The sequence below is a fragment of the Pseudarthrobacter sp. C1 genome, assembly GCF_034720455.1.
Taxonomy (GTDB): Bacteria; Actinomycetota; Actinomycetes; order Actinomycetales; family Micrococcaceae; genus Arthrobacter.
The window spans coordinates 1-12,723 of sequence record NZ_JAYESK010000011.1 but is presented as its reverse complement, the minus strand read 5'-3'; the positions used below and the strand labels follow the sequence as shown (position 1 = coordinate 12,723).

Here is a 12,723-nt window from a genome sequence, read left to right as displayed (position 1 = left end):
TGGCCGCCAGTGGCCATAGGTCGCCGCGCGGCGGGCAGTGACCCAGTTCATCTGCGAACCCGTGGCCTTCGTCATATGCCGCTGCGGATGTCTGGCGTCGGGCAGGCCGCCCCATATGCACAACAGTGAATATTGCTGTGGATAAACAGGAACTGGCATAAGCTCTATGTATGGGCGAACTACTGCTGGTTCTGCTGCCGGCGATCGTCTTGGCGGCGCTTATTTGGGGGCTTGCCACGGCCCTCAGCCCACGCGATTCAGGCGTCTCCGACGCCGAGAAGTACCAGCGGGACCTCGCCGAACGTTCAGCCCGGCACTATGCGGCGCAGGTCCAGGCGGCCACCGCCGCGCGGGCCCGCCTTGAGGCCATTACACGGCCAAGCCAGAACGCACAGGCGATGCACTCAGATCTGGCTGCCACCAGGAAGTACACAGAACGGCAATGAAAATGGAATCGCTCGTGATCCCTGTCCTTATCCTCCTGGCCGTGGCTGCCGGAGTCTCCCTGGCTGCCCGCGCCATCAGCAGGCGAAAGGCTTCCGCCGGTGCGGCATCCACGTCGCCGCCCGTCAGTTCCGCCGAGCTCGCCCGCCAGGCGGCCACGAAACTCTCCGAGGACCAGCACCGGCGGCTATATGCCCTGATTGCCCAGGGCCAGGCCATGGCCGCCATCAAGCTCTACTACGAGGTCACCGGGGATGGGCTGCGCGCGTCACGCGATGCCGTCGGTGCACTGGCCGCCCACCCCCAGCCCTACCGGGGCCCCGAGGCAGTGCCGCCGGCCACTGAGGACGACGAGGACGATGAGCCGCAGCGGTTCCCTTACCGCTACCGGGCCATTGCGAGTAAAGGCGACGTAACCCGCGAGGTCAGCAGCAATATGCTCAACGACGAGATCTACGGCCGGATCCGCACCCTGGCCCGCAATGGGGACACCGAGGCGGCTGCCACCGCCCTTACCCGCCATTCCGATATCTCCATGAAGCAGGCCAGGGAGTTCATCGAACTGCTGGACGACTAAGCCCGGCTGGACTCGTGAAGGGGCCTACTGGAAGTTGGCTTCGCTCGCGGCGGGGAACTTCAGGCGTTTCCGGAGATGCCCGCCAGCAGCTGCTCGAATGGCAGTGACTCCATGGGAGCATGCTTCCGGCCCGGCTGGGACCCCTCCATCAGGCGGGTAAATTCGCCGGCAGCGCGGTCGATGCGGGCGGCAAGGGAGGACCCGTCGTCGTCCGCGGTTCCCCAGTCCTGCGGGCCGGCGAAGACGCCCGTGGGCGCAATCCTGGCGCGCAGGTAGCTGAAGAGCGGGCGGAGCGCGTAGTCCAGGACCATCTGGTGGCGCTCGGTGCCGCCGGTGGCGCCGAGCAGGACGGCCTTGCCGTCCAAGGACTTGGGGTCGAGGACGTCGATGAAGGATTTGAACAGGCCACTGTAGGACGCGCTGAACACAGGCGTCACGGCGATGATCCCGTCGGCGGCTTCCACCCCTGCGATGACCTCTGCGAGGCGCGGAGCAGCGTAGCCGGTGACGAAGTTGTTGGCGATGTCCACGGCAAGGTCCCGGAGTTCGACGACGTCCACGGTCACGTCATAGCCGGCCGCGCCCAACTGACGTTCAGCCGACGCTGCCAGCTGGTCGGCAAGCAGGCGGCTCGACGACGGCACGCCCAAGCCGGCGGAAAGGACTGTGATACGGCGGGTTTCCATGACGGTCTCCTGTTGCTCGGTAGTTCGTATACAAGTTACATGCATTTGCATGTTTACATCCATACAGGCAAACCGGGGAACGTGCCAGGTTATTCCCTTGTCCCGCCGGGGAGTAGAATCGCGGCAGGCTGGGTCGTCGTCGCAGCCGGTGCCTGGCGGTCCGATGCGACACCTTCTGTATGTTTGCGCAGGGTCTGCCCGATCGAAAGTCACCACCATGCTCAGTAAACTCAGCCCATTCGTCACCGCGCTCCTCCTCGGCGGCCTCGCCGTCACCGGAGCTGCCCCCGCCAACGCGGAGCTCGTGGAACGCTACAGCCTCGATTTTTCGACCAGCGGACTAAACGACGACTTCTGCGGTTCGGGGCTGCAGGTCGCATTCACCTATGACCGGACCGGTTCGGGCTCAACCATGACCCGCGGCGAGGATAGCCTGCTGTGGGTTCAGGAGAAGCTCAGGATCGTCCAGACATTCACGTACAACGGGATGACCGTGACCGACATCCAGCCGAACACGCTGGCCAAAGACCTCAAGATCGTCGACAACGGGGACGGGACTCTCAGCATCACCGTGCTGCTCACCGGAGAGAATCGGCTGATTGGAAGTGACGGCAAGATCCTCGCCAAGGGCGACGGCCAGGTCCGCAGGCTCCTCACCATCGACCAGGCGTCGGGCAACGTGATCAGCGACGAGCTGATCTTCGGTTCTACGGGTACGAACGACGACTTCTGCGAAGCAATCCTGGCTCACTGGGGCGTCTGACCCGGTTGGCCCGTCCACGGTCCAAAGACAAGAGACCCCCGCTGCCGGGATCCGGCGACGGGGGTCTTTGTACAGTCAGGACTGTTGAGTCGTTATGACTACTTGCCTGCCACTACATCGAGTTCGATGACAGCGGCAACATCTTCGTGCAGACGGACGTTGGCCTGGTACGAACCAACCGACTTGATGTGGACCGGCAGTTCAACCTTGCGCTTGTCGATGCGGCCAAGGCCAGCGGCCTCAACAGCGTCAGCGACGTCGCCCTGCTTGACGGTGCCGAACAGGCGTCCGGTTTCGCCAGCCTTGACGACGAGCTTGACCGGCTTGGACTGCAGTGCAGCAGCCTGCTTCTGAGCGTCTTCCAGGGAAGCGTGCTCGCGGGCAGCGCGGGCAGCCTTGATGGACTCAACCTGCTTTTCGCCGCCCTTCGACCAGGTCAGGGCGAAGTTGCGGGGCAGCAGGTAGTTACGGGCGTAACCGTCCTTGACCTCGACAACGTCGCCAGCAGCACCGAGTCCGGTTACTTCGTGGGTCAGAATGAGCTTTGCCATGTTAGTTAATCCCTTCCTTAGCCGCGGCCAGCGCCGGAGTAAGGCAGCAGAGCAACTTCGCGGGCGTTCTTGATTGCCTGGGCGATCTTGCGCTGTTCCTGCACCGTAACGCCAGTGACGCGACGGGCGCGGATCTTTCCGCGGTCGGAGATGAACTTGCGCAGCAATGCTACGTCCTTGTAGTCGATGACAGTGATGTCAGCGGCCTTCAAGGGGTTGGACTTTGGTTTGGGCTTACGGAGTTCAGCCTTAGCCATCGTGGAGCTCCTATTCTAGGGAGCCCGTGGATGTTGATCCACGGGATGGTGGTGGTCCTCGGCGGCAGCCGCCTTGGTGCGCGTTGGCACTGTGGCGGGCCCGGCGTCGGACCTTAATGGGGTGTGTTAGAAGGGAGGTTCGGAATCGGGGCCGTTGCCCCAGCCACCTGCACTGGACACGCCGGGCGTAGCCCAGGGATCGTCCTGCGCAGCCTGCTGGTTGCCGCCGCCCCAGCCTCCACCGGAGTTGCCGCCCTGGTTTCCACCAGAGTTGCCGCCTCCGAAGCCACCGCCGCTGTTGCCGCCGCCGAAGCCGCCCTGGCCACCCGCGCCGGAGCGCTGGGTGCGGTTGACCTTGGCATTGGCATAGCGCAGGCTGGGGCCGATTTCATCGACCTCAAGCTCGATAACGGTGCGCTTTTCGCCTTCTTTGGTTTCGTAGGAACGGCTCTTCAGGCGGCCGGTAACGATCACGCGCATGCCCTTGGTGAGGGACTCGGCGACGTTCTCGGCTGCTTCACGCCAGACAGCCGCGCGGAGGAACAGGGTTTCCCCGTCCTTCCACTCGTTGGACTGGCGGTCAAAGGTACGCGGGGTGGAAGCGATGGTGAAGTTCGCTACTGCCGAACCTGACGGTGTGAACCGCAATTCCGGGTCATTGGTGAGATTACCGATGACCGTAATGGTGGTTTCGCCTGCCATCTACTGCCTCCTTGTTCGATCCTGTGAAGAGTGCGTTCCTGCGGGTGAAGAATGAAGATCAGTGCTGAAATTACTCAGCAACAACCTTCTGCTCTTCGGGGCGGGTGATCTTGGTGCGCATGATGGTCTCGTTAAGAGACAACTGGCGGTCAAGTTCCTTGGCGGTTTCCGGCTTGGCGGTGAAGTTCACCACGGCGTAGATTCCTTCGGACTTTTTCTTGATTTCGTAAGCCAGGCGGCGTCGGCCCCAAATGTCAACCTTCTCGATGGTTCCACCATCGTTGGTGATGACGTTCAGGAACTTCTGAAGCGACGGCTCAACGGTACGCTCTTCGACCTCGGGGTCGATGATTACCATCAATTCGTAAGGACGCATATGTGAACCCACCTCCTTTGGGCTAAGCGGTTACGGCATTTCCGTAACAGGAGGTTCATTTGCGATTCCGTGCGATGCCCCGCCAGAAGGGAGGCAGGGCGCAGCACAGACTTCACCATCTTAGTGCATGTGGCCCGGATAGGCGATTTGCTCCTGACCCAAGGCTAGGCGGCCGGCAACGGCCCGGAAAGCGCTGGTGCGGCGATGTGGAAAACTCCCACGGCCGGGAAGCCCCTATCATCTGACGTATGGGTAAACATTTGGTCGCCCTTGGCGCAGCGGCAATTTTCCTGGGCGGCTGCTCGGCCCCTCCACCTCCACCTCTGCCCCCGACAGCAACGGTGACTGCGCCAGCGGACGACGCAGCAACCACCCCGGCCACAACCGACGGCGGAGGGACCACCCAGCAAGCGTCCACTGACGTTTTCGATTTCGCCGCAGCAGGGGACATCAACCCGGAAGGGAACACGTCCGCGGCGTCGCCCAGTGGCAGGAACGCCGCGTCCATTGTCGCCGGCCTGAACGACGGCACGCTGGACAACTTCATCGCTTTGGGTGACTTTCAGTACGACAAGTCAGTGTGCTCCGCGCTCGGCGCTTATGACCAGCTGTGGGGACCGGCCAAGTCCAAAACATACTGGGCGGCTGGACCGAACCACGACGTCAAGCCCGGCACGAACGATGAGCTGGACAAGTATATGAACGGTGAGTGCGTGTCCGCCACGAAAAGCGCAACCAACAGCCACCTTGGCCGATTCGTGGACGCCCTCGAATGGTACTCATTCGATAAGGGCAACTGGCATTTCCTGGTAGCCCCTACCGCCACCTGGCGGTATGACGCGACGCGCGCGCGGGCCATGACGCGTGAAATGGATGCCGACCTCAAGGCAGCCAGGGCGGCCGGCAAGCATCTGGCCGTCGTTTACCATGACCCCTACTTCACTTCTGACACATCCAGCCATGACCGCTTCGCTGAGGCCAAACCGTGGATTGATGTGTTCTGGACAAACCGGGTCCGGATACTGCTTTCGGGCAGCCAACACAATTATGAGCGAACGTGCCCCCTGAACAACGCGGACCAGTGCGTTGCGGACGGGATGCAGCAATTCCAGGTGTCCACTGGTGGAATCGGCCTCCGGGAATTCACCGGCAGCCCCTCTTATGTGCAGAAGAGGTTTAGCGACACATGGGGTCACCTAAGAATGAGCCTCAAGGCTGACGGCTCTTATACATGGGAATTCCGTGCTGTTTCCGGCGGAATGCAGACTGACAGCGGGTCACGAAGCGGGGGCTGATTCAACGCCAGGGTAGGTGGGCCGGGACCTCGCCACGTGGGTGTGCACCCCGCCCGGTCAGTACTCTGACACCGGTACGGCTGAACCGCCGTCCGGACGCCAATACCTCAAGCCGCCGTTCGTGGAGCCGTCGCGGGCGACGTCTATCACGGCGTAGGGGAACGCCCGACGATCCCGCCGGTCAGGTCCGCGACCGCGGACGTCCGAACACCACGTGCCTGTGTTGACGTACCGGGTTGTGCACGCCTCCAGCTCCGCTTCGAGGGCACGGTGGGTGTGGCCCGATACGTACCAGGCCACCCCGGAACCATGCTCTTCGAGGGTGCGCGCGACCCGACCCGCTGCTGCAGGAGGCTCCTCGCCTGCGGTCCTGCGCCCGGCTGCCGCGAGCACCATGCGAGTGGCGGCGCGCGGGAGCGCCGACACCGTCCGGAACCGGGACAGGCGTGCCAGGTCCCGAACGGCCGCCTCGTCGAGCGCAAGGCGGAATGACTCGGACTGCAACATTTCGTCGTACGCGGGCTCCCGGATGCGACGTTCCGCCAGTTCGGACGCCAGGCAGGACCGGGCAACGGCCCCGGCTCGGCTCAGGCGCGAGTTCGACGGGTGGGCGTTCCAGGCGGCGAGCGGTGGCAGGTTCAACTCGTCGGTCCCGTTGACCGCCGAGCGGAGCACCTCAGGAATCCGGTGCAGCGCGTGGTGCTGGTGCCCGTGCTCGGCCACGAGCACGTGGGGCACGTGCAAGAACCACGGGTGCACCCGGACCCGTGTGGGCTCGCCGGGTGACAGTAGCGCTGACAGGCGGGCGGCGACCGACGGCCGGGCCAGCTCGACGTCGTGGTTGCCGCATACGAAGTGCAGCTGCACGCCGCGGGCCGCACACGCTTCCAGCGCCCGGAACGTGTCAAGGTGCCGGGCGAGGATCGACTCGAGCCGGGCAAGGCTCTCGTCTTCGGCCAAGCCGACCAGCTCAAACGTGTCACCCACGAATGCGACGTGCCGCTGCGTACCGGCTACCGCAAGGACCTCGCGGCGCAGGAAACCGGGAAGCACTGCGCTTGGGCGGCGGGGGTCGTCATCCGATACGCCCAGGTGGAGGTCGCTGAGGAGCCACCACCGCGCCGCACCGTTCACGTGAGCAGTCCCACCACGCGCGGAAGGAAGAGGACGAGATACATCGCCCACATGACACCGACCACCCTGCGGCTCATCGTCAGGCCGAGGAGCCTCGTGGGCCGTTCGGCGTCCGGTCCCGCGCGTCGGATCTCAAGCGCGACAAGGGTAACGAGCAGGGCGATGGTGATGAGCAGGGCGGCAATCGCGAGCAGTCCCGCCAGATCGATCATGACACAACCTCCTGTCGTGCGCGTGCCATGCACGCGCCAATGGTGATGACGCCCATCGTGACGACACACGCCTGCCACGACCACACAGCGAGGTAGAACATCGCGGTGGACACCGCGGTTAGCGTGGCGAGGCCGAGAGCCAGAACAAGCAGCCCGCGAAGGGCAGGGTCGGTAACCGACGTGAGTCGGACCAGTGCCTGCCCTGGCAGCAGGATAAGGACGGCTGTCGCGGCGACCACCTGCAGCGGCGTCGGCAGCCCTACGAGCGTCACCAGTGACAAGGCGAGGGCCGCGAGACCGAGGACCAAGGTCGGCCGGCTGATAGGGCGGCTGATGGGGCGGCTCATGGCGTCACCCGGTAGGCGCGGGCGTCTGCATTGCTGAACACTAGTTCCACTCCATCCTGCGCGCTTAGCCACGCCTCCAGCTCGGCGAAGCCGCCGGCGCTGCTGGCGCCCCGAAGCACAAGACTCGCTTCCGACGAGCGGGTGAGCAACAAGACGGCACCGGCAGGGTTTTTCCGGGCATTGTCGTAAACGACTGGGCCGCACGCCGCCGTAGACAAGTCGGACCGGCACATGTAGTCCATGGTCCGATACGGGTGCTCGAGGTAGGCCTCGCTGCGCCACGGCGTCGGGGGGGAAGCCGAGATGATCGTTGAGCCGGGCGGCGCGAGGCGCTGTACGGCGGCGACGGCAGCGATCTCGTTGTCGGTGAAGACGTCAAACTGGGCGTTCCCGAACCGGCCTGTCACTGTCAGCAGGCCCAACAGGCAGAACGTCAGCGCGAGGCCCCCCGCGGCACGGAGTGAGGGCTGTGTCCTGCCTTCAGTGGGAAGCAGGATCGAGCATGCCTGCAAAGCGATGAAGGGCAGAGCGAAAAGCGAGACGCGGATGAGCATTTCCCCGCCGTACAGCTGCACGGGGAAGAGCAGCAGGGGGGTGACGGCAAGGAGGACTACACGGATGTCGAACCGCCCCCTGCGCCAGTCGCGCACCGCGCCCGCCGCGGCAAGCGCCCACAGCAGGAGGGTGAGAACGACCCTGGCCTGCACCACGAGCACGTGCCCGGCGGTCCCGCTCACGCGGTCGACGACGTTGGCATTGATTGCGGCCAGCACACCTCCTTCCGCCAGGGGCGGGTTCCCGGCGAGGTATGCACTGGCGGGGTAGGCGAGCCAGAGTGCCAGCAGGACCGCGGTGATCAGGGGCAGCCGGCCGGGCCAGACATGTCCGCTCAGGGTGAGAGCGGTGAGGGAAATGAGCAACAGGAAAGGCGTCAGTTGATGGCTCGCGCAGATGACCGCGATGAGCACGAGAGCCACCGCGAGGGCGCTCACCCGGTACCCTGGCCGGGGCTCAGCCGGGGACCGCCCTTGCCACCACGCCGCCACGTCGACGTCTCGGAAGCCGCGGAACTTGGGGGGCCGCGCAGCCAGCGGGCCGACGACAAGTGCGATCACGACGAGGTACAGGAAGAAGCCGAAGGCTTGGGGAGACAGGTAGTCCTGGTCCTGCCAGTTGCCGAGGCAGAAGAGCCAGAGCACGAGCCAGCGCCGTCGCGGATCCTGCGTAAGGTAGCGCATCAGCACGCCCAGGGCAGCGAGCCACAGACCCACGTTGAGCACCGGCGCCCACAGGGCAAGGGCTACCGGGTCGAGGCCGGTTGCCTTCAGTACTGTCGCCAGGAGGGCGAAGAAACCCGGCCAGTTAAAGTAGGCGTCAATGTCGGGGTCGATCCCCTGGCTGCGCGAGAGGGCGTCGGCAATGCCGAGATGACGGAACGCGACCTCACCACGCGGTACGTCCGTGACGAAGGCTGCCGTCCCGAAGAGCACGAGCACCAACACCAGCACCAGCCACATCAAGACCGCCCGGCCTGCCGGACCTGAGGCATCCCCTCGCAGGGCCACAACGAAGGCAACGTTCAGAATCAGGACCCCTGCCCAGAACGGGTAGGGGAGCACGGCAACGAGCCCCAGGTCGCTGTTCACGGGAACGGCGACCGTGGAAGCGGCCCACACGGCAAGCGCCAGCGACACGACCCCCGCCAGTGCGCACCAGGCGTCACGGGCCTTCCAGCGTCCTCGGATGCGGCTGGGCGCATCAATCGTGGTTGTCATCGTGACTCCTTCGTGACACGCCGGAGAACGGCGATTAACCGGAGGCCGGCAGCAACAGCTCCAATGGAGAGCACCACCAGCCACGCAAGGGCCATGGCGCCGGGGCCCGCTTCGGCCTCCAACAGCGCTGACGCGCAGAGGGCCACCCCGAGCGTCACGCCGACCACGATCGGCTCTGTGTAACGGCCGAGAGCCCGGCACACGGCGTTGTAGGCCTGCAGCACCGCGTACGGCACCAGTCCGGCCGCCAACCACCGCAGAGCGTCAGCGGATGCGTCAGCGTACCGCTCCCCCAGCAGACTGAGCAGCGGGTGAGCGAGGAGGACGAGGACGACTGCCGCCAGACCTCCTATGGCGAGCGACCAACGGAGACTCGCCCAGGTTGTAGCCACCAGGCGGTGAGGGTCGCGGACACCTTCGGAAAACTGGACGATGCCCATCAGCATCGGAGCGGAGTAGGCAGCCCAGGCCATCATCCATGCGGGATACCAGTAGGCAGCGATCTCAGGCGCCACCGTGTGGGCCAGCAGGAGCGGCAGCACCAGCCCGGGGGCGCGCTCGGTGAGGGTGAGGAGCTGGTACGGAATACCCACCGCCAGCAGTGGACGGCCGCGCGTCGAACGCAAGGATGGTCGCGGCCGATAGCCAATCAGTTTTCGCAGCTGGATCACACCGACGACGCACGCCACTGTATTCCCGAGGGTCCAGCAGGCCATCACCACGTCGGCGGAGGCGCCATGCGCCTGCCAGGCCACGAGCGCTGCAGCGCCGAGGGAAACCCCGCCGCCCAACGCATACCTCAAGGTCGCGCTGGCCCCGCGTCCCAGCGCCACCAGCGCTTGGTCCAGCACAATCACCAGGGTGCCGGTGACGGCAGCCGCAAGGAACGTTAACCAGAAGAGAACCGATGCCGACGCCGTGTCCGGCGCCACAGCCGACTGCAGCACGAGATAGCCGAGGGCCAGCACGGTGCCGGCTGCCCCCACGATGGCGAACGCCGCGTCCAGCACCCGCGCGGGCGGCTCCCCTCGTCCCACCGCAACGATGACAGCGGACCCGGCACCCAGAACCGCGAGCTGCGTGCAGATCATCACTGCCGCGACCGCGGCCATGGCGAGCCCGACCTCACGGTCTGACGTCGCGCGTGCGGCCACGACCCAGAAGGCAAAACCCCAGCCAATCTGGGCGGCCTTGCCCACAATGAGGCCGATCGAACTGCGCAGGGCGGAGTGCCGGACAGTTGAGGGGTCCGTGACCGCGGTCCCTAGTTCAGCGGTCATGACGCCAGACCTTTCGCCAGGCCCGCATAGTTGTACCAGCAGAAAGCGATGTAGTAGCGCAGCCACCTGGGCTGGCCCGAGGCGAGGCTCAAGACGCTGCCCCGGATAGCCGCGGCGGCAGGAAGCAACGCCAACCTCGCACCGCGCCAGCCGTGCTTGCGGATCATCCGTCCCAGTCCCGTTCCGTCCATCAGGAACTGGTCCAGGGCGAAGTCAAAGTCGTCGGCGGCAAAACGATGTTCGACGACTACCCGCTGTGACACCGCCGTCCGCAGCCCTGACTGCCGCATCCGCCAACGGAGCTCGATGTCCTCGCCCGACTTGAACGAGTCGTCGAAACCCACACCCAGCATCAGGTCTCGGTCGACCATCGTCGCTACGAGCCCGAACCAGTTGCGGCTGCGGCCGGTGCGATGGTGATGTGCCAGCGCCTGCCCCCAGTAGCCCGGTCCAGCGACACTTTCCAAACCGGCCTGGAGCGCGTCGTAATCGCCCTCGACGAGCTCAGAGAGCAGGTCGGCGACTCCATGTGGCCCGAACACGACGTCAGAGTCGACGAGCAGGACCCAAGGGGTCCTGCTGCTCTGCACACCGAGCGTTCGCGCCCACGGCAAACCGCGGCCTTCATCACTCAGGACCCGGGCACCTGCCGCGAGGGCGAGGTCGACCGTACGATCGGTGGAGCATCCGTCCACCACGATGATCTCCGCTACGCCGGACTGACGCAGGGCCTCCAGACAGCGTGGGAGCATGTGCTCCGCGTTGCGGGCCGGAACGACCGCGGTGACCTCGGAAGGGCTGTGACCCACTGTGCCCACCCCCTCAGATCTGCTCGTCCAGGACCGACGGCAGCAGCTCCTCGAGATACCGGACGATATCGTCAGACGCTTCGTCTGCCGTGTACGCGGAGGGCACCTGCAGCAGGTGGCAGGGCCGTCCGTCGAGCGCTTTGTTCAGGACGACGCCTTTTGCGGCGAAGTGCTCGCGCCAGGGGACGACGGATGTAGCGGCCAGGCCTGTCACGACATGCTGCGAGAAGCTTGCCATCTCGATGTGGAAGTTGCCGATCATGCGGTCGACCATCCACTCGGTTGTCCGCTCGACAATCCTGGACCGGGAGCCCTCATAGCGCTCGATGTAGATGGCCGCCGCAAGCGGAGCCGTCGTCGTCACTTCCCGGCCGGGAAACGCGGTCCCGGCATCAACCATGCGGTGCTCCGGCGACCAACGCCGGGAGAAGTCCGCGAGGCGCGGGTAACGGATGACGTACGGATGCACCACCGTGGTGAGGCGGCCGACACTCTTCGAGAGCTGAGGCGGGACGAGCGGCTTCCGGACCCCTTCAAACAGGTGCGGGTAGATTTTCCGGTGGTGCGGCTTAATGAACATCGGCTTCGCGTAGCCGAGCAGCGTGGCGTCCTCGGCGAGAAAGGCCCAGTCATCGCCCATGAACGACCAACCCTCGCGCCGCATCAGCTTGGCCGCGGTGCTCGTCTTTCCGGTCCCTCCGGCGGCCGGAAGCGCGATCGCGTGACCCCGGTACGCCATGGTTGCGGCGTGGATCATGCCAGCTCCGCGGCCGACCATTGCGGCATCGAGAACAGGGACCACGGAGGTCAACAGCTCGCCCGGTCCGTGAATGCGCCACTGCTCCCCATCCCTCACGATCTGGAGTCGTTCGGCCTGGAAACGCACACTGTTTTCCGTGTACGCAAGCTCATGCTCAAGTAGGCCAGCATCCGGCATCGGCTCCGGCCGGTCATCGACCACAATGTTGGCCGGCAGTTCGGTGTCTGTGGCGAAACACGCCAACATGCTCTTGAGCTGCGGCGCTGCCGGTGATTCTGCGTCGACGCGGATCGCGACGCGGCCGTGAATGTCGAAGTGCAAGGCCTTGGTCTTGGGCTTGGTCTGCCTGTACATGGTGTCCCCTGTCTAGTGGTGTCCGATCGGTGATGTTGCTGAGGTGGACGGCGCCGGCCATGTCGGCCGGCGTCCGACTACTTCGTCAGCGTGAGGATGAGCGTGGGTGCGTTCGTGCTGCCGGCCTCCTTGGAGTTCAGGTCCAGGCCGTCACTGCTGCTGCTGTCCATGCCCAGTGAGAGTTGTTGGCCCAGCTCACCGGTCAGGCCGCTGACGGTCAACGGAACGTTATACGTGGTGTTGGTCGTCGTCGGGCCGAGTGTGCCGATGCTGGTGCCGAGCTGCGGCTTGTTGCTGTAGGTGATCCCGCCCTCGGTCCAGCTGTCATCAGCGACCAGCTTGACGTTCTGCGTACCCGTGGACCCGCTCCCGGCACTACGCAACTGCAGGGTCGCGCTCAC

17 protein-coding genes are annotated in these 12,723 nt (G+C 65.1%); 4 read left to right on the top strand and 13 right to left on the bottom strand.

Annotation, left to right across the window (positions count from 1 at the left end; genetic code table 11):
* Positions 1-170: 170 nt before the first annotated feature.
* Together U7114_RS16450 and U7114_RS16445 are read left to right on the top strand one after the other, a co-directional pair.
* Entirely contained in the window at positions 171-446 is a 276-nt protein-coding gene (locus tag U7114_RS16450) for a hypothetical protein (protein WP_157240209.1), read from the top strand.
* 2 nt (positions 447-448) lie between these two features.
* Positions 449-1,021, top strand: a complete 573-nt coding sequence (locus U7114_RS16445; protein WP_157242838.1) for a hypothetical protein — start codon at positions 449-451, stop codon at positions 1,019-1,021.
* A gap of 59 nt (positions 1,022-1,080) precedes the next feature.
* Here the strand turns inward: U7114_RS16445 and U7114_RS16440 are convergent, their stop codons facing one another.
* Positions 1,081-1,707 carry an FMN reductase gene (locus tag U7114_RS16440; RefSeq protein ID WP_157240207.1) on the bottom strand — a complete coding sequence of 209 codons (627 nt, stop codon included), beginning with the start codon at positions 1,705-1,707 and terminating at the stop codon, positions 1,081-1,083.
* Positions 1,708-1,924: 217 nt separating this feature from the next.
* Here U7114_RS16440 and U7114_RS16435 point away from each other — a divergent pair, with 217 nt between their 5' ends.
* Complete coding sequence (locus U7114_RS16435) at positions 1,925-2,470, top strand: hypothetical protein (RefSeq protein ID WP_157240205.1); 546 nt, start codon at positions 1,925-1,927, stop codon at positions 2,468-2,470.
* Between the two features lie 98 nt (positions 2,471-2,568).
* Here U7114_RS16435 and rplI read toward each other — a convergent pair whose 3' ends face one another.
* The 4 genes from rplI to rpsF form a co-directional block, all read right to left on the bottom strand.
* Positions 2,569-3,021 (bottom strand): 50S ribosomal protein L9, encoded by a 453-nt coding sequence (gene rplI / locus U7114_RS16430; RefSeq protein ID WP_013602898.1) that lies wholly within the window; start codon positions 3,019-3,021, stop codon positions 2,569-2,571.
* Positions 3,022-3,038: 17 nt separating this feature from the next.
* Positions 3,039-3,278 carry a 30S ribosomal protein S18 gene (gene rpsR / locus U7114_RS16425; RefSeq protein WP_003800144.1) on the bottom strand — a complete coding sequence of 80 codons (240 nt, stop codon included), beginning with the start codon at positions 3,276-3,278 and terminating at the stop codon, positions 3,039-3,041.
* 126 nt (positions 3,279-3,404) lie between these two features.
* Positions 3,405-3,980, bottom strand: a complete 576-nt coding sequence (locus U7114_RS16420) for a single-stranded DNA-binding protein (RefSeq protein ID WP_157240203.1) — start codon at positions 3,978-3,980, stop codon at positions 3,405-3,407.
* Positions 3,981-4,050: 70 nt separating this feature from the next.
* Positions 4,051-4,356 carry a 30S ribosomal protein S6 gene (gene rpsF / locus U7114_RS16415; protein ID WP_013602900.1) on the bottom strand — a complete coding sequence of 102 codons (306 nt, stop codon included), beginning with the start codon at positions 4,354-4,356 and terminating at the stop codon, positions 4,051-4,053.
* Positions 4,357-4,697: 341 nt separating this feature from the next.
* Between rpsF and U7114_RS16410 the strand changes: the two genes are divergently transcribed.
* Entirely contained in the window at positions 4,698-5,651 is a 954-nt protein-coding gene (locus U7114_RS16410) for a metallophosphoesterase family protein (protein ID WP_323057977.1), read from the top strand.
* A gap of 57 nt (positions 5,652-5,708) precedes the next feature.
* Here the strand turns inward: U7114_RS16410 and U7114_RS16405 are convergent, their stop codons facing one another.
* The 8 genes from U7114_RS16405 to U7114_RS16370 form a co-directional block, all read right to left on the bottom strand.
* Complete coding sequence (locus tag U7114_RS16405) at positions 5,709-6,785, bottom strand: hypothetical protein (RefSeq protein WP_323057976.1); 1,077 nt, start codon at positions 6,783-6,785, stop codon at positions 5,709-5,711.
* On the bottom strand, positions 6,782-6,997 hold the full coding sequence (locus U7114_RS16400) for a hypothetical protein (RefSeq protein WP_157240199.1): 216 nt from the start codon (positions 6,995-6,997) through the stop codon (positions 6,782-6,784). The genes U7114_RS16405 and U7114_RS16400 overlap by 4 nt, the downstream gene beginning before the upstream one ends.
* Positions 6,994-7,305, bottom strand: a complete 312-nt coding sequence (locus U7114_RS16395) for a hypothetical protein (RefSeq protein ID WP_231754842.1) — start codon at positions 7,303-7,305, stop codon at positions 6,994-6,996. The genes U7114_RS16400 and U7114_RS16395 overlap by 4 nt, the downstream gene beginning before the upstream one ends.
* 35 nt (positions 7,306-7,340) lie before the next feature.
* Positions 7,341-9,119: a glycosyltransferase gene (locus tag U7114_RS16390; RefSeq protein ID WP_157240196.1), complete on the bottom strand. Its 1,779-nt coding sequence runs from the start codon at positions 9,117-9,119 to the stop codon at positions 7,341-7,343.
* Entirely contained in the window at positions 9,116-10,399 is a 1,284-nt protein-coding gene (locus tag U7114_RS16385; protein ID WP_157240194.1) for an MATE family efflux transporter, read from the bottom strand. Before U7114_RS16385 ends, U7114_RS16390 begins: the two co-directional genes overlap by 4 nt.
* Positions 10,396-11,208 (bottom strand): glycosyltransferase family 2 protein, encoded by an 813-nt coding sequence (locus tag U7114_RS16380; protein ID WP_323057975.1) that lies wholly within the window; start codon positions 11,206-11,208, stop codon positions 10,396-10,398. Before U7114_RS16380 ends, U7114_RS16385 begins: the two co-directional genes overlap by 4 nt.
* Positions 11,209-11,221: 13 nt before the next feature.
* Positions 11,222-12,322, bottom strand: coding sequence for a hypothetical protein (locus U7114_RS16375; protein WP_321214815.1), 1,101 nt, complete (start codon positions 12,320-12,322; stop codon positions 11,222-11,224).
* A 77-nt stretch (positions 12,323-12,399) separates the two neighbouring features.
* Positions 12,400-12,723, bottom strand: a 324-nt coding sequence (locus U7114_RS16370; RefSeq protein ID WP_323057974.1) for a DNRLRE domain-containing protein, incomplete at its 5' end; no start/stop codon positions are given.